The organism is Streptococcus sp. 29892, from assembly GCF_032594935.1.
In the GTDB taxonomy this organism is placed as follows: Bacteria; Bacillota; Bacilli; order Lactobacillales; family Streptococcaceae; genus Streptococcus; species Streptococcus hyiners.
This window is the reverse complement of record NZ_CP118734.1, coordinates 237601-259304: the sequence shown is the minus strand read 5'-3', so window position 1 is coordinate 259304 and position 21704 is coordinate 237601. Positions and strand designations below refer to the sequence as shown.

The following is a 21704-nucleotide window of genomic DNA, read 5'->3' as shown; positions in this document are numbered from 1 at the left end:
AAAAAGGTAGAAATCTTTCCATTTTCTACCTGTTTCGAATATTATTACTTCAGCTGTTGCGACCGACGGGCATAGGCTTTCCAGTCAATCCCACGCGCCTCGCACCAGTTCTGGACATTTGGAGCCAAGACCACATCTTTCTTGCGAAGGTCTGCAATATTCTTAGCACCCAACATGGTCATGATTTCAGCTATCTGCCATTGATAGGTCTTAATAGCCTGCAAGCCGTCATCAAAACGATGCCCCTTACCATCCTTGACATACTGGAGGAAATGGTTGGACATACCGACAAGGTCTGCACCAAGAGCTAAGGATTTAACAATATCTAGCGGTGTTTTAATGCCTCCAGAAGCAATCAAACTTGGACGGATATCCTCAGAAACAGACATGGCTTCCACCAAGGAAGTCACGGTTGACTGACCCCACCCCTCTAAATAGGCATAGTCATTGAAGGTCCGACGAGCATTTTCAATCTTGGCGAAATCAGTTCCCCCAGTACCAGACACATCAATAGTTTGCACACCGACAGAAACCAGCTGGGCTACTGTTTCACGGCTCATGCCAAAACCAACTTCCTTGACGATGACAGGTACTTCCATCTCCCGCACCAGAGTTTCAATATTCTTCAACCACATCGTAAAATCACGATCTCCCTCAGGCATGACAATCTCCTGGGGTGCATTGACATGGATCTGAATGGCATTGGCCTCCAACAAATCCACCGCCCGCTTGGCATTCTCTACACTATGATGGGCACCTAGGTTGGCAAAGATAATCCCATAAGGATTTTCCCGACGCATCACGGAGAAGGTTTCCGCAACAGACGGATCCTTAATCGCCGCACTAACCGATCCAGAAGCCAGGGCAATCTTTCCAAAATGCCCCATAATTCCCAACAAGCGGTTGATTTCGCGGGTCTTCTTGCTTCCGCCAGTCATGGCATTGACAAAGAAAGGAAAGGCAAAGTCCAAACCAGCTACACTGGTCGAAATATCCACCTCATCCACCTTGGTCTGTGGCAGGGAATGATGGACAAATAGAGTTTCTGTAAAGTCCTTGGCCGGCGTGGCGCTATATTGCTGGTTGGCCAAGCCAACGTGTTGATCCTTGCGGTCTAAACCAAATTCTCCTAAATAAAACATAGGGTTCTCCTTATTCTCTACTTGCGATGTTTAGGGTGAGTGGAAAAATGCCGGCTTCTTGCCAAGCCTTCTCAATCGCTGCTTTTTGTTCCTTACTGTCAACCAGGCAAATGCCGCAGTCGCCTCCGCCTGCACCAGATGATTTGGCCACCGCTCCATAAGTCTGAGCCAGATCACAGAGTTGGCTCAGTTGAGGGGTTTCAATGACCAAGCCCATTCCTCTCGCAAAGTCCTGTAAGAGCTTGCGGTTTTGAGTAATAGCCTGTCTAGCTGATACTGAATCATTTGTCTGACAAGCCACTATCAACCGTTCTACACAGGTCTTGGAGTCGGCTAGAAACTGGCTGTGAATTTGCTCTTTTTCAGCCTGACTTTTTTGGTCTTCCATCTGGGAAACTAGCCTGTCCGTCGAAGCCGCCGATCCTGTCCATCCCACCAGGAGATCTAAACCTTGGGGTAACTGGATAGGGCTGATAGACAAACCTTGCCAATCACTTTCCACCAGATCCAGCAGGGACAGCTCTGCCATTTTCCCTAAAAGCCAAGAACGGTCCAGAGAATGATAGGCGATCAAGCCACCGAAACTGGAGGCTGCCAAATCTCCGAAGGAACCTGTCATGCCTAGCTTGGTCTGGGTCAGAGCTGCTAACTTGTAGGTCAAAAGGGAATCCGCTTGATGACCGTAGTAGGTCAACAGGGCCTTGACCGTCGCAACCGTTACTGCCCCTGACGACCCCAGACCATACTTGGCACCTGAAGTCTGGTCATCTAGGTCAGACTGGACCGCTAGACTGTAAGTTCCATGACAAGCATAGCCCTTGGCAGTCAGATAGGCTTCTGTCACCTGCATGGCTGTCTCAATCAGAGTATAGGGATGGTCATCTTGGACATGAGCGACACCTTCCTTACGCTCCCAGGTCAGATAGAGGTCTGCCTTCTGACTGGAATGAAGACTGCCTTGGTCACTTGTTTCAATGGTGACGGTCAGGTATTGGTCAACCGCAGTAATTACTGCAGGATAGCCTGCCTCAACAACTGCATATTCCCCTGCCAGAAAGAGTTTTCCTGGTATCTTTACTTGTACTTTCATGCTACAAGCCCTTTTCAAATGCTACTTGTGATGTCTGCCAATCCTTCTCACTGAGAACATAGGCAGCAGGTCCAGGCTTACTGGTAATGATTTTTTCTCTTGGGAAGACTGCTGATAGTCCCTCAACCAATTCATCCATCTGACTTGCTCGGCAGAGGACCTTGACATTTGGTCCAGCATCCATGGTCATGTAGGCTGATAAGCCACTTTCTTCACGAACCTGACGAACTGCCTCTTGGGCCACTAGGCTATCAGCTGACCAGTAGGTAAAGGGTGGATTGGCAGAGAGCGTTGTTGCATGCATTTTCATGCCATTGTGCTCTGTAATCTGACCAAGTTTTTCAAAATCACGGCTAGCAATAGCTACCTTGATGTCCGCCAAGTCTTGCTTGGCGGTATCTACCCAGGCTGAGTAGAAAGGCGAAGTCGCGACCGTATGGTCCATCCCCTCTCGACTGGCAATCTTTTTGGGTCCGGTATTGACCGCCAAGACGACCATACCGATATCCCAATCCGCATCGTCAATGGGGTGAGCCATCGAATCTTCTGAACCAGTTCCCATATCCCACTCAACAAATCCACCGAATAGGCTACGGGTGCTAGAGCCAGAACCCCTGCGAGCAAGGGTTGATAGGGTGGCTGGTGACAAATCTAAATCCAAGGCAGTTGCGGTTGCAAGTGCAAGTGCTGCGAAGGCTGATGCTGAGCTGGCTAAACCAGCCGCAGTCGGAACAAAATTTAGACTTTCCACTCGGGCAAATGCCCTTTCACCTATATATTCGCAAAACAAATCCAAAAATCGAGAAATTTTTAACATTTCTTTTTCTTTTTGTAACATTCCGTTGAGATAGAACTCATCGGCAGTCAATTCTGGATCAAAAACAACCTTGGTATCCGTATAAAATGCGTCAAGGGTCAGGGATAAACTGGAATTCATGGGTAGGAATAATTCCTTATCTCGTTTTCCCCAGTATTTAATCAAGGCAATATTGGTATGGGCACGGGCAATGCCTGTCTGTTTAGTCATTGGTTTCTCCTAAGTACTGTATCCAGGTTTGGCGGGCGCCAGCTTGGTCAAGGATGTGTGCAAGTTTTTGGGCATCCTGGCCTGTTCTTGCCAGTGCAATCATGCAACCGCCACGACCACCACCGGTTAATTTGGCTCCGAGGGCTCCATTTTCTTGGGCAAGGCTGACTAGCTTATCCAGGCTGGGATCAGACACGCCTAATTCTTGCAGGAGGGCATGGGCTTGGTTCATTCTGCTGCCTAGAAGCTCTGCCTGGTCTGTGGCTAAATCTTCCTTGGCCTGTCGGGTCAAGTTACCCAGTTCTTCTACTAGCTTGATAGCCTCTGGCTTTTTCTCCAACAAATCCGCCACGTCTGAAATGGCCTCCAAGGTGTTTCCCGTCACGCCTGTATCAGCCACTACCAAGTGGGCATGGAGTTTCAGCTCAAAAGGTTCGATGGGCTGGTGCTTGATAAAAAAGACGGGGGACTTGCCGCTGGTGGTTGCCGCATCAATGCCCGAGGGATTGCCGTGGGCAATTTTTTCCGAAGACTGTACAATGTCCCAGAGCTCACTGTCTATCAGCTCTTTTTCATAGTAGGCAAAGAGGGCGCGGGCCACCGCAACTGCCACCGCAGCACTGGAGCCCATGCCTCGCTCGGCAGGAATGCTGGAGCTGATTTCGATGTGAATAGCTGGATCTGTCGGAGCACCGATACGGTAGAGGGAAAAGCGGATGGCATGCTTGAGGCTTTCCCAGATTTTTGGCATCTTGTGAACCAAGCCTTCATAGAAGTCACAAGCCACACTCAGAGCCTGCCCCTGCGCCCTTACCTGAGCGGTAATTTCAACAGCAGAAAAAGGCATAGCAATTGCTGGCTGGCCATAGACAACCGCATGCTCACCCATCAAAATGATTTTTCCATTTGCTTTTCCTACTACTGACATATTCTTCTCCTTACACAATCACAACTATTATACCATTTTTCATAAGAATAATAGACGAAAACAGCCGACCGCAGTCGACTGTTCTCTGGAGATTATATGATACCTAGCTCTTTGTCGCTTGCGACTTAGAGATAGGGACACCTTTAGGTGAAAAGAATTACGAATATAAACTAGATAAACTTTCAAAGCACACAGAAACACGAAAACAGCCGACCGCAGTCGACTGTTCTCTGGAGATTATATGAAAAAGAAATTCGCTATCTCTAGCTTGAATATAGTATACAAGAACAAACTTAAGCGAAACTGAAAATCAAAAAGTTTTTTCTAAAAATATTCTAAAGTTATAAGAGTGCCCATTCTGACAGAAATACCAAAACTATTAACTAGATCAGATTCTATCTATACCAAATGATAATATTTGCATAAATGTTCATATCCCAGCCCCAACATTAGATATTCTGTAAAACTAGCATAGACTCCCGTAACTCTCTTTGCTTTTATCAGTTGTTTAAAGTCCTCCGGCTGCTGCAATATGTATTCAAAAATAGTCTTTAATCTTTCCGTCTTTGTGTCCCAGGCCTCACAGTCATCCAGAATAAATTCTATCTGGCTTAAACATTCATCAAAATTCTCTAGACACCACTCTGTATCGATACAAGATGAAAAATCATTCAACAATCTGACATGTTTTGCGGTGTAAGGCAACTCTGATTGATGATGAATACAGGTGAGAATCTCTTTTTGATCTGGTTGATACCTTGTTTCCACAACAAATTCATTGATTGTAACAAAATACTTACTCAGTTCCTGATAGCTATAAATCAGACTAAAAGGCACAGCATTTAGACTCTCTTCAAAGGGAAGAATTTCTTTTATCAAGCGTTTTACAAAATAGAGAAAAGGCTTATAACCTTCAAAGGTAAAGTCACATTCGAGCGAAAGAACTTCTTCACCCTCTCTGCTCCTATCTATCTCATCAGGAAATTCAATAGATATGTCACAAATAAACTCATTTGACCACTCTTCCTCCTGTGAGCGATAGAGCATTCGCGCTATTTCAAACGATGGTGCTAAAAATCTAACCTTTCCTTTTACAGTTGAATGACCGTAAACCACAATTATAACCTCCTACATATATCACTCCCATTGAATCCAAGAACCCATCACTTCTGTTGTGACGAATCGATGAATAAAGCAACACGAACGATGATAAACATTTCTTATACTGAGCACAATCTACCTCCTAGCAACTGTACCAAGCAATCACCTCCAGGGCCTACAGATTTGATTTTTCAGGTTAGCTAAATCTTACCATTTTTTCTGTCCTGGTAACGTTTTGTAAAATAGATCAAGCTCTCGTTAATTTCCTTAATGTAAAAATCAAATTGTTCTTCCAAAAAGTCGAGGGCTATTTTTTTATTCTTCAGCTGTTTTTTATTTTCATGAGACAAGTCTTCATAATTAAAATTGTAATGTTCTATAGCATTTGTATCGCCATTATATTTCGCGTGCAAACCATCATTGAAAAATACTCCATAGGTATCACCTGAACAGTAGACATAGACATCCTTTTTGCTGCTTGAATTTTTTGTTTTCTCTTCCAAGAAATAGAGACCTTGCCCCTTCCCTCTTGTTCGATGAACATATTTAAAGATAGAGTCTGAACGCAAAAATTCTGCTTTTATTGGGGCAAATTCATCTGGTTGCAAGGCTACCCCGGTAAATTCTTCAGCGAGGCGAACAACAACTTTCTGTACCGCTTCATTGGCCACGTGTTGTTGGATTGTTCTATATGTATTGATGCACTCCAATATAACCTCCAGTTTTCTCCGTTCATGATACTTAAGATTCAGCAGATGGCCTTGCAGCTCTTCAGCCATTTCATATTCTTTTTCAGAATGGTTAGCCGGAAAATAAGATTTCAACTCTGCTTCAATGTTCGCAATTTTTTTCTGTAAGGTAATTTTGGCTCCTTCAGTAAACTTCACTGTGGAAATCGTCTTTTTAAAATCATGAACAAAGTCATTCGCAATCTTGATAAAATCACCCGATTGGCTCTCATCCTTCATTTCCTCAACAATCTCAATAATATCTTCATAGGAAAGAGCAGACCACGATTTGCTATCATTCAACTCATCATGGATGGGGTCGATACCAGTTGGTGTCAGGAAGAATTTATACGCCTTCCCTTCTCTTTCTGCCAAAATTCTCGAATACTTTGTTAATTGAGATTCTCCTGCGACAATATTTTCTTTTTTATTGTCTTTTCCATAAATGATTTCTGAACTATACTGCTTCACTTCAATCGCTACTTGAAACTGTTTATCTTTATTGTAGTAATAAACATCAATATTCTTATACTCGTTGAAACATTCCACCTTATCTGTCTCTGATAGCAATCCAGTTGTATCAATCCCTTTTTTAGACAATAGTTTATTCAAAAATAAGTAACCTAATTTGTGGCTGGCATGAGGGTCAAGCAACCATTTCAAAACCCTCGAGTACCTTGTCTCGTGAGCACTTTTTCCATTATTATCCAACGTATCACCATATTCGATAATGTTCCAAAAATTAGGGGTCTCCTCATCTTGGAGCATAAGCGCAACACGATCTTGTAGCTCTGGTGTGCTATCGTAAATAGCTTCTACACATTGAACAAATTCTAGGACTGATTTCTTTTTTAACATATTTATTCTCCTAATATAATTTTTTATTTCATTACATTAATTATAACAAAATTCACTGACATCGTATATCAAAACTAATATTTTTTATGATAAACCTGGATTAATTATAGGCACCATGTGCAAACCTTTTTTTATCGCTTTGGCATTCCATACAGTTTATTTCTATGATAACTTATTTTTAACTTGTCGTACTTTCTTCACAAAATCGACATAGGTCCGCCCACGCTCAACTTCCATGCCGGCACCATACACTAGCATTCTCACTTCAAAAAAAGAATTTTTATCTCCATTGAAATAAACAGTATCTTCCAGCTCATCCGTAGATTCTATTACTTCAAAGATTTCAATGTCTGCTAAGTAGGACGCAAATTCCTCATCTGTAAGTGCATTGCCTTTAAATAGTTTGGCAAGTTCAACTAGATTCATCTTTCTTCCTTTCTTAATGAAGCGATTTAGTGATTAGTTTGTTAAAGCGTGGAGAAAACTGACAATCTCTTGGGCATCCTGTAAATCCTGTATGGAATAGCCAGGCCAGCTATCTCGCTGACCTTTTCCATATTTTACAGCACAACCTCCAGCAGCAGTCCACTCTATTAAATTTTGATTGTAGTCGTCAATCAGAATATCATGCTCTGTCAATTGCCTACCCAATACGGCCATTGCCTTCCTTGCCTTTGAAGTACCCGTAAAGGTGGAAGGCATGCTAGTAAATTGACTAGCCAACCAATATGTTTTATCAGCTTGCTGTTGGAGATATTTTCCGGAATCCTTATTCACTTTGGACATAATCCCAACATACATGTCGCTAGCTTTTTCATCATTCAACCTTCTACATGTTTCTGTCATTAAATGGTCTGCTGGAAGATTTTTGAAATAGCCTGCTTCTAGGTATCTAGGCTGAAGGCCAGCATAGTCATCTGCACAATAGTGGACCAACACACCATCCATGTCAAACCAAATAGATTTTTTATAGAATATTTCCATATTTCTACCTCTCTAACTGTATTTCTCAAGGAATTTCTAGAACATTCCTCATCGACATAATTAGTGTAACAAAAGAGAATGACACCACATGTCATTCTCCTCATCTAATCATAATTTTTTATCATTTTATGTAGCGTTTTTTTTATATCATCCACTAAATAAGCTGGAGACAAGACTTTCAAATAGTCTAATTGGCTGATAAGATACCGTTTTAAGCCAAAAGTATTTTGGGTCTCAATTCGAAATTCAATACCCTCATCTGTTTCTTTTTCGACTTTAGCTGTCGGAAACTTGTCTAAAATGACGGAAGGTGTTGCTGTATATAGAACTCTGAGTTGTATCTTGTCACCATTAAAGGCATCCACCTTATAGTTTCTGACATCACCGTCACGAAACTTATTCCGGAAGTCAATTTTCGGCTTACTAATCGAGGATAGCTTCCACTCTAACAGTCTGTCTAAACGAAAATCACGATACTGATCCCAATCAGAGTTGTAGGCCTTTAGATAGAAATAATGTGCATCATAATACAAGGAAACAAATAAGGCGCTATAAGAATGGGCTTCCTTATCTCCAGCTCCTTTATATGTAAAATCAATAACTTGTTCAGTCCGAATAAATTCCGAGAATTCCCAAATTTTATTGATCTTATCCTGTTGATCCGATAGGGGAGCATAGTTCAGTTTTTCCGATGCGATAATGTGATTGACTTCCTTCTTTTCCCAGTCATTCAATGACATAAACAGGGCATCCAGCAACTGATTGTTTTCCTTACTATTAAAAGCTCTATTCTCTAAGAGGATCTTTGAAATCACTAAACACTGCTGCTTGTTTATTCCAAAACGTTTCTCAAAGTACCATTCCTTCTTATCGTTTTGAAGTAGGCTACCAGAAAATACAATATTGCACTCAAAAAAATTTTTGAAAAAGTTAAAATCACGACGAATAGTAACAATCTCTACATCGTATTCAACAGCGACATCTTTTTCTTGTAATTTTTCACCAGTTAACAGGCGCAAAAACAAGAGCAATTTCCGTTCCGCTTCTCCCATGCCTACTCCTAAATCCTTTTTTATTGTTATTATAGCACACTATACAATTATAGGCAATTATTCCTATAAACAATTAGAAAATTTAAAGGCGAGAATATCTTTTATTTTCCTACCATTCTACCTTCTACTAACTAGCTACTAAAATCAGAGCTGCCCTACCTCTTCCTCATATAAGTACAATACAAAAATCCTGCACGAAAGGCATTATCTGCTATGGTTGCTATCCAAATAGCCTGTAATCCTAGATGAAATACTCCAATAAGTAGATAGGCAAGACCGATTCGGACTACCCACATACCTAGACTGGTCGCATAAAATGGTAGCTTGACATTACCCAGACCTTGCCACAAGGCAGTTAAAACAAGAGTAGAAGCCGTAAAGGGAACTCCTAACATGGAATAGAGCAAAACTGTCTGGCTGGCCTGAACAACCTGTGGTTCTTTTGAATACAAACCGATTAAAAGTGGACCAGATAAATAGGTTGTAACAGCTACCAGTAGCATAAAGAGGAGTGAAAGAAAGAAACTCCTTTTGAAGATGTCCTCTACCGCAGACTGATTCTGCCTATGCTTGGCTGTCAAGATAATGGTTGCCGTTGCGATTCCCATGGCTGGCATATAGTTAAACTGGGTTAGCGTTTCTCCAATGGCATTACCAGCTACAACTGTTGTACCTAAACCAGTAATCAAAGCGACAACAACCACATCTCCAGCCCGCATCATCAAGCGCTCCCCAGTCGTTGGTAAGGCAAGTCGGATGAGCTCCCTATCCCAAGACCAGTTCCATTTCTCTAAAGGAAGGGCAAGCTTTGCCCACAGCAGAAAACAACCTACCAGCCGTGACAAGACTGTTCCAAGAGCAACTCCAGCCACGCCAGCATGGAGAACGAAGACCGCAAAAGCCGAAAAAAGAACATTCAACAGATTAGACAGAAGACTGATATACATGGGGAATTTTGGTTGACCCAAGGTTCGTAAGATCGCACCTAAACTCATCATCAATCCGAGAAAGAGAATTCCGCCACCAACCAACATCAGATAGAGGCCTCCCGCTTGTGCAACAGCCACTTCAGCTCCCAAACTTGTCAGCAAATGTGGCCCCGTAAGCACAGCCAGTCCTCCCAGCAGCAGACTGATACAAGCTGTTATTTTTAAGCCCTCATTAGCAGTATGGCCCACCTTTTCAAACTTCCCTTGACCCAAAATCTGAGCCAGACGAGCTGAGATGGCCGCGGCTAAAGCGATAAAAATTGCCTGATAAACTGCCAATATATTGTTGGCCAGAGATACTCCCGACAGGGCTACAAGGCCGATACTAGCCACTAAGTAAGAATCTACCATTCCCATCAACATTTGGAGAATATTTTCAGCCATGGCAGGCAAGGCAATCCTTAGTAATTCTTTTGTATGCTTGTTCATCATCCTCATCTTAATTGTTTAATATCTATTATTTTATCACAAACCAAGTCTAAGAGTTCTTCATCATGAGAAATCAACAGAACCAACTTGTTTTTCTCTTTTAAATCAAGCAGGGCCCTGGCGACTGCTTTCATCTGTCGCAGATCCAAACCGCTAGTTGGCTCATCAAAGATAAAAATATCCTTGTCCGCCAATAAGCTAGCTACCATCATCACACGTTGCTGCTCACCACCTGACAAACTGACTGGATGCCTGTCCAGCAAGTCTTCCAAGCGAAAACGGCTGATTAGCTCCTCATCAAGCTGCTTGTCTTTTTGCCCCAGCGTCAATTCCCTGCGGACTGTTTCTGCAAAGAGCTGTAGGCGGACATCCTGCATGACAAGGGCAGTTTTTTCCAGGCGTTGACGTGCCGTGAGTTTTTTCCCATACCAAGCAATGCTGGCCTTCTTGTCTTCTGCCAGTCCAACCAGATAGTTGGCCAGACTCGTTTTTCCAGACCCATTTGGTCCCACAAGACCAACCACATGACCCGGTGCCAAACAGAGCTTTTCAACCTGGTAAAGCAAACTCTCTGACGGGCTGACTGACAAATTCTCAACAAGCAAGCCTTGCTCATCATCTGTAAACTGACTGGCCCGCTCTGCTATTGCCCGCCCATAAGGCGCTGCGTCATAACACCGCAAGCCCATATCCTGACGGCACTCCTCTGTTCGGCCGAGAAAGTCCGCTGCCAAATAGTCCGTCACCAACTGTCCGTCTTGAAAATAGAGGTAGCGATCCGCCAAGTGACTGAGATAGGACAAGCGGTGTTCCGCAATAATAATGGTCTTTCCCTGTTTTTTCAAGAGCTGCAAGACTTCTTGAACTCTTACCACACCTTGCTGATCCAAATTAGCTGTCGGCTCATCCAGAACTAGAAGATCTGTTCCCTGCATGGCTGCAACAGCCAAAGCCAGAACCTGTTGCTGCCCACCAGATAGGCTGGAAATCTTTCGTTCATACAGGGGCTCTAAGTCAAACAAGTTATTGACCCAAGCCAAACGCTGAGCTATTTCTTCCTTAGATAAGCCTTGGTTTTCACAGGGAAATACCAGTTCCTGCAAGACTTGATTTTGAAAGAATTGAGTAGAAGGTTGCTGAAAAACAGAAGCAACATGATGGGACAAATCTTCTAAACTCCTCCCTCTCAACTCCTTGTCACCTAGATAGACCTGACCTGAGAGTTGGGCTGGATAATATTCGGGAACCAGGCCATTCAAAACTTTGAGAAAACTGGATTTTCCCGAACCGCTCTGACCGCAAAGAACGATACATTGCCCGGTTGGGATGGTTAAATCTGAAATAGCAAGGGCTGGTTTGTCAGATCCGGGATAGTGCAATTCCAACCCTTTTACCGTCACAGCTGGACCAGAAGAAGAAAACTGACACAACATAAGCAAATACTCCAATCTAGCAGGCTCCAAGACGACTGCAGGTATTCTGTTGGTTTACCAGACAAGGCCAAGCCCTTGGTCAAACTGGCTACAGTTAACTCCTGAGCTGTTCGTAAGAGCGACATCATGAGAGGAACCAAGAAACATTCCAGGTACTGAAGCGGTCTACAAATCACGTCCCTCTTCCGCAGGAAAATCCCCCTCACCTGTAATGAAGCGCGAATGGTTCTAGCATCCTCCTTGATGGCTGGCAGAAAGCGAAACATAACCCCCAAGGTCAAAAGAAAGGCTTCTGGTAAGCGCCATTTGCGCAGACCATGGACAAGTTCGTAACTGCTGGTTGTCATCAGCAAAAAATGCCCTGCTAAAAGTGGTGGCCATGTATAAGTTAGAACGACCAAGACATGTGCCAGCCAGGCTGGCAAGAAGGAAATATAGGATAGGAGCCAAAAACCAGTATAGAACAAGACCCCAATGACAGCCATTTTTTTCTTCTGAGAAAACCAGAAAAGCAGGCTAGATCCCAAGACTAGCACTGCATTTTCAAGAATAGTCAGTCGCAAACCATAGGTAATACTAGCAAAGATGACTAGAATGATTTTGGTACGAGCATCTAATTTCATGATAGAAAACCTGATTGTTTGAAATAGCGCTTGACCATGTATTGTCCAAAAAGACCACTTACAAGAGCAGTTAGAAGAATAGTGGTTGACAACCAGATTACATTCCCTGGAGTAAAGTCCAGCATCACTCGGGCCACATACTCTGCTGATTTACCACGGGCCAATAGACTAGCCTCATAGGCATCTCGCATGAACCACATGAGAATAATCGGACCTAAATTTCCAAAGGAGAAAACAATATAACTAAGCAGATTGATCCATTTTTGTTTATAGTGACCAGCTTTTGCGATCAGTTCAGCTAGTAAGCCAAAGGTCAAGCTAGGCAGAAAGGCCGCTGTCATATAGCCTGACAGGAAAAAGAAGCAGGCCATGACTGCACCGACTAGACTAATAGAACCCGGCTTCCCAACCTTGGCAATCAAGAGCATATAGACTGGACCAGCTAAAAGAGCTGCTCCAGCTGGTGCATACATCATATTACCTGACCGATCAAAAACCAAGCTCAACAAGGTTCCTAGGCCAACACAAACAAAGTAGAGGGCAGCAAAAGCCCCTGTGACCATCAGATCTTTTACTTGTAATTTCTTCATTTATTTTTCCTTTACTAATTGCCCGGCTTCCAAACGGAAAATGGTATCCGCACAAGCCATGGTCGAGCTTCTATGGGAAATCAAGAAGACCATGCCCTGACAATGTTCCTTAACCAGCTGGATAAAGCGGGCTTCATTGAGTGAATCCAAGTTACTTGTCGGCTCATCAAAGATATAGCAGTCTGCGTTTTTGAGCAAGGCCCGCATGAGTTCCAAACGTTGCCCTTCTCCTGCTGAAAAGTCACTGGCTTCTACAAGCGTATCCAAGCCCTGCGGTGCTGCCAAAATCCGTTCTTTCATGTGGCATTTTTCTGCCAAGTCCATGATGATTTCATCTGACACATCTGTCCGTCCCAAGACAAGATTTTCTCGAATGGTCTGGCGGAAGATTTGTGGCACCTGTGGTACATAGGCAAAGGATCCCTGCAAATGTGCCTTATCTACCTGCCGACTATCCAAGCCAGACAGGCGGATTTGGCCTTGTTGCCAATCATACCACCGCATGATCAATTTCATCAAGGTGGATTTTCCTGCACCTGATTCCCCAACCAAGCCAATAATGCCACTTTGTTCAAACTGAACAGACAGGTTCCGATAGAGCCCTGTTTCTCGGTCATCGTAGTCGAAGTCCAGTTGTTCGATAGCAATGTCCGTCACGCTGACCTCAACAAGCTCACCTGTTCGCTCCGCTTCTTTTTCATCCAAAAGAGCATAGATATTGCGACCGGCATTCATAGCCCGCTTGAAACCAAGCGGCAGACGACTGAGCTCTAAGAAGGGAGCAAAGGAGCTGGTGAAGGAAACTAAAAGAGCTACCCCCGTCGCCAAGTCCAAGGTCTGACTGCCGACTAAGTCGAAAGTCAGCCAGGCAAAGCCCATGATAGACAAACCAACCACTAGGAAGGAAACGGCATACTGCATAAAGTTAGTTTGAGCGACCTTACGCTCCTGACCATTGACATCTTGGCTTTTCTGCGTCAGATTTGCAAAACGAGCATCTGTCTGCTGGAACTGCATCAGGTCCTTCATGCTTTTGAGACTTTCGATAAAGTAGGACACATAACCCTTACGACTAGCATTTTGCTCCTTGAGCAAGGGCTGCAGCTGCTTGGCAAAACGATTTGGAATGGCAATGGCCAACAGAGCATAGGTCACCAGAGCCAAGAGGGCCAAACCCCAGCTGGATAGACCAAAATAGACCGTCAAACCAAGAGCCACCAAAATACCTGTACAAATGGGTGCAATAGTATGGGCAAAGAAAACCTCCAAGGCCTCAATGTCCTCCCCAATCATCTTAAGCAGGCTACCACTGTCCTGTCTATCCAATTTACCAGGAGCCAAGGTCCGCAATTTTGCAAAAATCAAACGACGATAGGCCGCCAGCGTATGAAAGGCCACATAATGACCAAAGTAATGCTCACCATAGCGGAAGGCACCACGCAGAAGAGCCAGAATGACCAGGGCTCCCAAGGTCCATAGCGGAGCAGGATTGCCAGTAAGGGCGTCAAAAGCCAGATAGACCAGCATGACTGGAATAGCAATGGTCACCACCTGTCCCAAGACCGCAAAGCAAACCGCCACCGCAATCCGTGGCAAGAGGTGCTTCATGGACTGCAAGAGTCTCGGAATCAGCACACTTGTTGGCATTTCTTTCTTATCCATAAACGGCTTCCTCCAACTCTCTTTGTTGATCAACCAGCTGACGATAGGCCGAGCTAGTCTGATAAAGCGTGGCATGGTTGCCTGTCACAGCTCCCTCCGCAGACAAGAAGAGAACATCATCTGCCTGCTCCACTTGTTTCATCTTATGTGTAATAATAATAACAATCGCATCCTTGGCCACCAAGTCAATGAGGTCATAAATCAAGCCTTCATTGTCCTGATCGACGCTGGACGTCACTTCGTCAAAGATATAAAGGGAGCGTTTGGACAAGACCGCACGGGCACAGATAACCTGCTGGCGTTGACCAGGCGACAAGAAAGCACCGTCGTCACCAACAATCGTATCCAAACTGTCTGGCAGATTCTTGACAAACTGCAAGACCCCATGCTGATCTGCCCAAGCCAAGATGTCCTCCTTGGACCAGTCACAAGCCATGCGTAAATTTTCATAGATCGACTGGTTGAGCAAGGTTGACTGGCCCGATACATAGAGAACCTGCTCATTCAGAGAAAGCTGACTGATACCTGAAATCTCCTGCTCACCCAAGTAAATCGCTCCCTTATCCGCCCGCAAGCGTCCCAAGAGCAGCTGGGCCAAGGTCGTTTTCCCCTGACCAGACTCGCCCGCCAAAGCATAGACCTTACCAGCCGTCATGGTCATGGAAATATCTTTTAAGACTGGCTTTTCTCCGTAGGCAAAGGCCAAATCTTCTAGTTTTAGACTGTCAAAAGCAGGCACATGGACAGAATCGATTTCCTGCTCCGCTGTCATACTGTCCAAGAAACCAAAGATGCGATCCGCCATCTTGGTATTCATCATAACCAAGTGCATACCGTAGCCCTGCTCCCGAATAGGTGCAAAAAACTCCGTCGCAATGAGGACAAAGAAGAGCATACTAAAGAGGGACAAATTGCCTGCCGCTAGGCTATTGACTGCTACAAAACCAGACAAGCCAATCCCCAGATACATGACCGCATCCATGTAGCCCACCGCTTGCAGCTGAAAACTGAGCAACTCCATGGTCGCATCGCGGAAGTCCTCCGCCTGTTCATTGAAGGTCTTCTCATAGGTCGCATCTGCCTGATAGGAATAAAGGGTATTAAGCCCCTTGAGGTCGTCTAGGAAGAGATTGCCCACATCCATATAGGAGCCCCAGTAGCGATTCATGATCCGCTTGGACCGATTCTGCATAGCGATAATGGAAATCGGGATCAGAGGCAAGGCCAAGATGAAAATGACCGCACCCAGCGGGAAAATCAGAAAAACCAGCAAGAGAACGGTCGCACAGTTGAACTGGGTCCGCAAGGAAGAAGCCATGTAGTAAGAATAGTAGGTATCCAGGCTGTCAATCCCCTGGGAAGCGATGTTAAAGACATCTGCCGCTGTCGCTTTTGATTCAAACTGACCGTCCTTAGCCAAGAGCGCCTCGAAGAAAGACTGCTTAAGCGAATCCCGTGCAAACTGGGAGCCCAGCCCCTGCAAACGCTTGGCAATCAGAGCCACACCATAGCCAAAAGCATTGAGCCCCAACAAGATGAGGACAAACTGTACCAAATCAACCTGACCACCGTCAAAATAGGTCACAAAACCCTTAGCAATCAGGTAGAAGGAAATAATCCGCATTAAAAACTGCACCCAGGATAGAAAGGCTGCCAAATAAACCAGCTTCATCTTGGGTTTGATGCGTTCTTTGAGCCGCTTCAAGAGGGCTTTTTTCTTTTCTCTGGAAATGTTCTCCTGCTCTTGTGCCATCATCCACCTCACTATTCAGTATTCCTATATAGTATATCATTCTTTGAATTGTCTGTAAATTTTAATTTGTATTAAAAAAGAAAACAAACTGCCTGTTTTAAGCAGTTTGTCACAAGTCATTTTTTATTACACACCCAAATAGCGCTCTACTTCAGCCTGCATATCTGCAGCTGCAACAACGGTAGTGTGACGAACAGGTGCCGTTTCCAATCCGTCCACCGCTGGCGGCAGGGCTACACCTGAAATCTCATGCAATGTTGCAAGAGCTTCAAAGTCGGTCAAACCTGACTGACCTGTCACAGCTTCAACCGCAACCACAGGGAACTTGTAAGGACTTGCTGTAGAAGCAATCACTGTCGGAGTTTGGTCCCCTGTTTGCTCCACATACTGTTTATAGACAGCTGAGGCAACAGCCGTATGTGGATCTTCAATGTAGTCTGACTCCTCATAGACACGCTTGATTTCCGCAGCTGTTTCTTCTTCTGTCGCAAAGGCGGCAGCAAAGAGAGAGAGGATATCCGCGTCAGCCCCTTGAATGTCATACTGACCAGCTGTGTTCAAGGCTTCCATCAGCTCAGCTGTTTTTGCAGCGTCATTGCCAAAGAGATGGAAAATCAACCGCTCCAAGTTAGAAGACACCAAGATGTCCATGGACGGACTGGTGGTCACGCGGAAGGTACGGTTCTTGTCGTAAACGCCTGTCGAGAAGAAGTCGGTCAGGACGTTGTTGTCGTTAGACGCACAGATGAGCTTGCCAACTGGCAGACCGATTTGTTTGGCGTAATAAGCCGCCAAGATGTTACCGAAGTTACCTGTCGGAACGGTGAAGTTGACCTTGTCACCCGCCGCAATCTCGCCAGTTTTAACCAACTGAGCGTAGGCATAGACATAGTAAACAATCTGTGGCACCAAGCGACCGATGTTCATAGAGTTGGCAGATGAAAACTGGAGTTTCTTAGCTGCCAATTTGGCACGGAGGGCCTCATCGTTGAACATATGTTTGACATTGGTCTGAGCGTCGTCGAAGTTACCATCAATAGCCACCACGTGCGTATTAGCCCCTGTCTGTGTGGTCATCTGCAATTCCTGAACCTTAGATACCCCGTCGCGTGGATAAAAAACGATGATTTGCGTGCCAGGAACATCCGCAAAGCCAGCCATAGCCGCCTTGCCTGTATCGCCTGAAGTCGCTGTCAAGATGACAATCTCGTTTTCCAAGCCATGCTTTTTCGCCGCAGTTGTCATCAGGTAAGGCAGGATAGACAGTGCCATATCCTTAAAGGCAATGGTTGAGCCACGGAACAACTCCAAGTTGTACTGACCATTGAGCTTTACAACCGGGGCAATAACTGGCGTGTCAAACTTGCTGTCGTAGGCGTTATTGATACAGTAGTCCAGTTCATCTGCCGTAAAATCATCCAAGAAAGCCGACAAAATCAGCTTGGCTACTTCCTGATAAGAAGCGTCTTTGAGAACAGAAAAGTCCAAGTCAACTGTTGGAATGGAAATCGGTGTAAACAAACCACCGTCGGTCGCCAAGCCCTGTAAAATAGCCTGACTAGCCGATACGGTATTTTTAGCATCGCGTGTTGATTGATAAACTAGTGTCATAGTATCCCTCGTAAAAAATCTATTTTTTCTATTCTACCATAAATTGACAGAAAATTGGGAAGATAAGACAAAAAACCGAACATCTGTCCGGCTTTGGTGAAGAGCAATTTAAACAGATTCTAGTTTAACCCTTCTTTTTCTAATCTTTTTATCCGTGACAAAATCCCAACCATATCCGACTCAATATAGTCTGCCTTACTTTGATCAACAGGAAGCCTCGTTTCTAAATAACCGATAACAGTTATACCCGCTGATTGAGCAACCTGAATACCATAAACCGAGTCCTCAATAACAACAGCTTTGTCAGGAGTGAGATTTAATCTTTTTAAGGTAGCATGATAAATCGCAGGATTAGGCTTACTTTCCTCAAAATCTTCTCCACTCACAATAGCATCAAAATAATGAGCAATTCCACAAGCCTCTATAATTTCTCTAATTGACTGGCAACCGGTGATAAATCCAAATTTGTCTCGGATAAGTATTTGATTGTTTTGTGGAGGCTAGTATAGGAAGATCCCACTAATAAACCAGCCTCTTCCTCACTCAACTCTACACTTCCGTTCGTCAAACTACAAATAAATTGGGTTAGTATTTGAAAATCAATATAATCTGTATCAACAATGACACCATCCATATCAAAAATAATTCCTGCTACCATACTAGTCCTCCTATCTTCTTTAACAGTATATCAAAATAGATTTATAGCTTCAATAGTGACAAAAACACCAACCTACTCACGTAAGCTGGTGTTTGAGAAAGTTTTGGAGGCTAGTCCAATTGTTTATATAAGGATTATTAAGAAATGATTTGTGTAACAAACACTTACATGTTCATTTTGAAATCAATTTTTCCTAAGAGAGTCTAGGCGGCGAAGACGACGGTTGAACTCAAGTTCACCTAGCCAAGCCAACGCAGAGGCTCGACGGAAAAATTATTTCAAACGGCCTGGACGTTCTTTGTAGCCATAATACGCATCCTCAATAATTTCTTGCATATGATCAACCATTGCTAGACGAGGGTTAGCTGGTGTACATTGGTCTTCGTAGGCAAGGAGAGCCAATTCACGAGAATATTCTTTTAGTTCTTTCTCGTCCACACCTTGCGCTTTCAAGTTCATTTGGATACCGATACGCTCACCGAGGTCATAAACAGCTTGTGCGTATGAAGCAACACCTTCCTCTGGTGTTGAAGCTGGAAGTCCTAGCATTTTCGCGATGTCTTGGTATTTCTCATCGGCTTTGTAGTAGTTGTACTTCGGCCATGTAGCTGTCTTAGCTGGACGAGTACCGTTGTAGCGGATAACGTATGGAAGCAAGATAGCGTTTGTACGACCGTGAACTGTGTGGAAACGTCCACCAATCTTGTGGGCCATTGAGTGTGAAATACCCAAGAAGGCGTTGGCGAAGGCCATACCTGCAATAGTCGAAGCATTATGCATTTTCTCACGTGAGTGGAAGTCAGCATTCTTCACTGAGCTTTCAAGGTTTTCAAAGACAAGTTTAATAGCTTGAAGCGCAAGACCGTCTGTGAAGTCGTTTGCTACTGTTGATACATATGCTTCTGTTGCGTGGGTCAATACGTCCATACCAGTATCGGCAGTAACATGGGCAGGTACTGTCAATACAAGAGCTGGGTCAACAATTGCCACAGTTGGCGTCAATGAGTAGTCAGCAATTGGGTACTTGCGGTTGTTTGCCTTATCAGAAATTACAGCAAATGGTGTTACTTCTGAACCTGTACCAGATGTTGTTGGAATCGCGATAAACTTAGATTTCTTACCAAGTTCTGGGAACTTGAAGGCACGTTTACGGATGTCCATGAATTTTTGAACAAGGTCATGGAAGTCAACTGTTGGTTGCTCGTAGAAGAGCCACATAACTTTGGCAGCATCCATTGGTGAACCACCACCGAGTGCGATGATTGTATCTGGTTTGAAGGTACGCATCAATTCTGTACCTTTATAAACTGTTGTGATATCTGGATCTGGTTCAACGTCTGAGAAGATTTGGTAAACCACTTTATTACGACGAAGATCCAATTGTTCAATAATACGATCCAAGAAACCAAGTTCTACCATGGCATGGTCCGTAACGATCATCACACGTTCAACGTCACGACATTTTTGGAGGTATTGGATAGAATCACGTTCGAAGTATGTTTTAGAAGGAACTTTAAACCATTGCATATTATTTCTACGTCTTCCTACTTTCTTGATGTTGAGCAAGTTCATCGCACTTACGTTATCACTGATTGAGTTACGTCCATAAGAACCACAACCAAGTGTCAATGATGGCAAGAAGGCATTGTAAACATCACCGATACCACCGAAAGTAGATGGAGAGTTCCAAATAACACGAATCGCACGTACGATTGTACCAAATTCTTTGGCCAATTCAGCATCTTCTGTATGGATAGCTGCTGAGTGACCTAGACCGTGGAATTCAACCATTTGACGAGCTGCTGCCAGGCCTTCTTCACGGCCTTCAACTTTCAATACTGCAATAACTGGTGACAATTTCTCACGAGTCAATGGCTCTTTTTCACCGATTTCAGTAACTTCAGCTGCCAAGATGTTAGTACCTTCTGGAACTGAGAAACCAGCTTGTTCAGCAATCCATGCAGCTGGACGACCTACGATGTCCGCATTCAATTTGCCTTCTGCACAGTTCTTGCTGTTGGCTTTTACACCGAAGCAGTACTCTTCAAGTAGGGCTTTTTCTTTCTTATTAACAAAGTAAGTTTTGTAAGATTTGAACTCAGCTACAAATTCGTCATACACTTCCTTATCAATGATCACTGCTTGCTCTGACGCGCAGACCATACCGTTGTCAAATGACTTAGACATCACGATATCATGAGCAGCTTGACGGATGTTTGCAGATTTTTCAACATAGGCAGGAACGTTACCGGCACCTACACCAAGAGCTGGTTTACCACAAGAGTAAGCTGCACGCACCATGGCGTTACCACCCGTTGCAAGGATTGTCGCAATACCGTCGTGCTTCATCAATTCAGAAGTTGCTTCCATAGATGGTTTTGTTACCCACTGGATACAGTTTTCTGGAGCACCAGCTGCCACAGCTGCTTCATAGACAACACGCGCTGCGTGAGCTGAAGACTCTTGAGCAGATGGATGGAAGGCAAAGACGATAGGGTTACGTGTTTTCAAAGCAATCAAGGCTTTAAAAATAGCTGTTGACGTTGGGTTAGTCGTTGGAGTGATACCACAGATAACACCAACTGGCTCAGCAATCAAGGTCAAGCCGGTTACATCATCTTCTTCGATGACACCAACTGTTTTTGTATGGCGCATATTGTTAACAACGTGCTCGCAGGCAAACAAGTTTTTAGTTGCCTTATCTTCGAATACACCACGTTTGGTTTCTTCAAAAGCGTGCATTGCCAGTTCACCGTGCTTGTCGAGAGCAGCTACCGAAGCCTTAGCTACAATGTAGTCTACCTCTTCTTGACCAAGTTTGCGGAACTCATCAAGAGCAACCAAACCTTTTTGAACAAGCTCATCAACGTGCTTGCGAGCTTCTGCTAATTTTTCTTCTGGTGATACAACTTTTTTATCAGCCATTGTGTTCCTCCAAATTTTCTTATTAACATTTTGTTAATTTTTTCACAATCTTATTCTACAACTTTTTATTTTATTTGTAAAGAGAATTTGTTATTTTTTTCACATTTTTTCTGTTTTATTT

The 21704-nt window shown here is 44.0% G+C and carries 19 protein-coding genes; all 19 read right to left on the bottom strand.

Annotation, left to right across the window (positions count from 1 at the left end; genetic code table 11):
* Positions 1-44: 44 nt before the first annotated feature.
* The gene (gene fni, locus PW220_RS01445) at positions 45-1142 is read right to left on the bottom strand and encodes a type 2 isopentenyl-diphosphate Delta-isomerase (protein ID WP_248055399.1); all 1098 of its coding nucleotides are present in this window, start codon (positions 1140-1142) and stop codon (positions 45-47) included.
* Between the two features lie 10 nt (positions 1143-1152).
* Complete coding sequence (locus tag PW220_RS01440; RefSeq protein ID WP_248055397.1) at positions 1153-2232, bottom strand: phosphomevalonate kinase; 1080 nt, start codon at positions 2230-2232, stop codon at positions 1153-1155.
* Position 2233: 1 nt separating this feature from the next.
* Positions 2234-3259 (bottom strand): diphosphomevalonate decarboxylase, encoded by a 1026-nt coding sequence (mvaD, locus tag PW220_RS01435; protein ID WP_248055395.1) that lies wholly within the window; start codon positions 3257-3259, stop codon positions 2234-2236.
* The gene (gene mvk / locus PW220_RS01430; protein WP_248055393.1) at positions 3252-4187 is read right to left on the bottom strand and encodes a mevalonate kinase; all 936 of its coding nucleotides are present in this window, start codon (positions 4185-4187) and stop codon (positions 3252-3254) included. Before mvk ends, mvaD begins: the two co-directional genes overlap by 8 nt.
* Positions 4188-4586: 399 nt before the next feature.
* Positions 4587-5303 carry a hypothetical protein gene (locus tag PW220_RS01425; RefSeq protein WP_248055390.1) on the bottom strand — a complete coding sequence of 239 codons (717 nt, stop codon included), beginning with the start codon at positions 5301-5303 and terminating at the stop codon, positions 4587-4589.
* A gap of 185 nt (positions 5304-5488) precedes the next feature.
* Entirely contained in the window at positions 5489-6874 is a 1386-nt protein-coding gene (locus tag PW220_RS01420) for a PD-(D/E)XK nuclease family protein (RefSeq protein WP_248055387.1), read from the bottom strand.
* Between the two features lie 162 nt (positions 6875-7036).
* Positions 7037-7300: a hypothetical protein gene (locus PW220_RS01415; RefSeq protein ID WP_248055386.1), complete on the bottom strand. Its 264-nt coding sequence runs from the start codon at positions 7298-7300 to the stop codon at positions 7037-7039.
* A 33-nt stretch (positions 7301-7333) separates the two neighbouring features.
* The gene (locus PW220_RS01410; protein ID WP_248055384.1) at positions 7334-7858 is read right to left on the bottom strand and encodes a hypothetical protein; all 525 of its coding nucleotides are present in this window, start codon (positions 7856-7858) and stop codon (positions 7334-7336) included.
* Between the two features lie 104 nt (positions 7859-7962).
* Positions 7963-8910, bottom strand: a complete 948-nt coding sequence (locus tag PW220_RS01405) for a helix-turn-helix transcriptional regulator (RefSeq protein ID WP_248055382.1) — start codon at positions 8908-8910, stop codon at positions 7963-7965.
* 155 nt (positions 8911-9065) lie between these two features.
* Entirely contained in the window at positions 9066-10328 is a 1263-nt protein-coding gene (locus tag PW220_RS01400; protein ID WP_248055381.1) for an MATE family efflux transporter, read from the bottom strand.
* Positions 10329-10333: 5 nt separating this feature from the next.
* Positions 10334-11761, bottom strand: coding sequence for an ABC transporter ATP-binding protein (locus PW220_RS01395; protein WP_248055380.1), 1428 nt, complete (start codon positions 11759-11761; stop codon positions 10334-10336).
* Complete coding sequence (locus tag PW220_RS01390; protein ID WP_248055379.1) at positions 11725-12384, bottom strand: energy-coupling factor transporter transmembrane component T; 660 nt, start codon at positions 12382-12384, stop codon at positions 11725-11727. Before PW220_RS01390 ends, PW220_RS01395 begins: the two co-directional genes overlap by 37 nt.
* Entirely contained in the window at positions 12381-12974 is a 594-nt protein-coding gene (locus PW220_RS01385; RefSeq protein WP_248055378.1) for an MptD family putative ECF transporter S component, read from the bottom strand. The genes PW220_RS01390 and PW220_RS01385 overlap by 4 nt, the downstream gene beginning before the upstream one ends.
* Complete coding sequence (locus PW220_RS01380; RefSeq protein WP_248055377.1) at positions 12975-14636, bottom strand: ABC transporter ATP-binding protein; 1662 nt, start codon at positions 14634-14636, stop codon at positions 12975-12977. It lies immediately after the preceding gene.
* Entirely contained in the window at positions 14629-16389 is a 1761-nt protein-coding gene (locus tag PW220_RS01375) for an ABC transporter ATP-binding protein/permease (RefSeq protein WP_248055407.1), read from the bottom strand. The genes PW220_RS01380 and PW220_RS01375 overlap by 8 nt, the downstream gene beginning before the upstream one ends.
* 126 nt (positions 16390-16515) lie before the next feature.
* Positions 16516-18000: a threonine synthase gene (gene thrC / locus PW220_RS01370; protein WP_248055376.1), complete on the bottom strand. Its 1485-nt coding sequence runs from the start codon at positions 17998-18000 to the stop codon at positions 16516-16518.
* A 119-nt stretch (positions 18001-18119) separates the two neighbouring features.
* Positions 18120-18386: an HAD family hydrolase gene (locus tag PW220_RS01365; RefSeq protein ID WP_248055375.1), complete on the bottom strand. Its 267-nt coding sequence runs from the start codon at positions 18384-18386 to the stop codon at positions 18120-18122.
* A 35-nt stretch (positions 18387-18421) separates the two neighbouring features.
* Positions 18422-18658: an HAD family hydrolase gene (locus PW220_RS01360; protein WP_248055373.1), complete on the bottom strand. Its 237-nt coding sequence runs from the start codon at positions 18656-18658 to the stop codon at positions 18422-18424.
* Positions 18659-18931: 273 nt separating this feature from the next.
* Positions 18932-21583 (bottom strand): bifunctional acetaldehyde-CoA/alcohol dehydrogenase, encoded by a 2652-nt coding sequence (gene adhE, locus PW220_RS01355; RefSeq protein ID WP_248055371.1) that lies wholly within the window; start codon positions 21581-21583, stop codon positions 18932-18934.
* Positions 21584-21704: the final 121 nt, after the last annotated feature.

Excerpts from the sequence above, each read along its gene's own strand:
- PW220_RS01415 (WP_248055386.1), bottom strand. The coding sequence starts at position 7,300 with ATGAATCTAGTTGAACTTGCCAAACTATTTAAAGGCAATGCACTTACA.
- PW220_RS01440 (WP_248055397.1), bottom strand. The coding sequence starts at position 2,232 with ATGAAAGTACAAGTAAAGATACCAGGAAAACTCTTTCTGGCAGGGGAA.
- PW220_RS01410 (WP_248055384.1), bottom strand. The coding sequence starts at position 7,858 with ATGGAAATATTCTATAAAAAATCTATTTGGTTTGACATGGATGGTGTG.
- mvaD (WP_248055395.1), bottom strand. The coding sequence starts at position 3,259 with ATGACTAAACAGACAGGCATTGCCCGTGCCCATACCAATATTGCCTTG.
- PW220_RS01405 (WP_248055382.1), bottom strand. The coding sequence starts at position 8,910 with ATGGGAGAAGCGGAACGGAAATTGCTCTTGTTTTTGCGCCTGTTAACT.
- PW220_RS01385 (WP_248055378.1), bottom strand. The coding sequence starts at position 12,974 with ATGAAGAAATTACAAGTAAAAGATCTGATGGTCACAGGGGCTTTTGCT.
- PW220_RS01375 (WP_248055407.1), bottom strand. The coding sequence starts at position 16,389 with ATGGCACAAGAGCAGGAGAACATTTCCAGAGAAAAGAAAAAAGCCCTC.
- PW220_RS01390 (WP_248055379.1), bottom strand. The coding sequence starts at position 12,384 with ATGAAATTAGATGCTCGTACCAAAATCATTCTAGTCATCTTTGCTAGT.
- PW220_RS01395 (WP_248055380.1), bottom strand. The coding sequence starts at position 11,761 with ATGTTGTGTCAGTTTTCTTCTTCTGGTCCAGCTGTGACGGTAAAAGGG.
- thrC (WP_248055376.1), bottom strand. The coding sequence starts at position 18,000 with ATGACACTAGTTTATCAATCAACACGCGATGCTAAAAATACCGTATCG.
- PW220_RS01380 (WP_248055377.1), bottom strand. The coding sequence starts at position 14,636 with ATGGATAAGAAAGAAATGCCAACAAGTGTGCTGATTCCGAGACTCTTG.
- mvk (WP_248055393.1), bottom strand. The coding sequence starts at position 4,187 with ATGTCAGTAGTAGGAAAAGCAAATGGAAAAATCATTTTGATGGGTGAG.
- adhE (WP_248055371.1), bottom strand. The coding sequence starts at position 21,583 with ATGGCTGATAAAAAAGTTGTATCACCAGAAGAAAAATTAGCAGAAGCT.
- PW220_RS01400 (WP_248055381.1), bottom strand. The coding sequence starts at position 10,328 with ATGAACAAGCATACAAAAGAATTACTAAGGATTGCCTTGCCTGCCATG.
- PW220_RS01360 (WP_248055373.1), bottom strand. The coding sequence starts at position 18,658 with ATGGTAGCAGGAATTATTTTTGATATGGATGGTGTCATTGTTGATACA.
- PW220_RS01420 (WP_248055387.1), bottom strand. The coding sequence starts at position 6,874 with ATGTTAAAAAAGAAATCAGTCCTAGAATTTGTTCAATGTGTAGAAGCT.
- fni (WP_248055399.1), bottom strand. The coding sequence starts at position 1,142 with ATGTTTTATTTAGGAGAATTTGGTTTAGACCGCAAGGATCAACACGTT.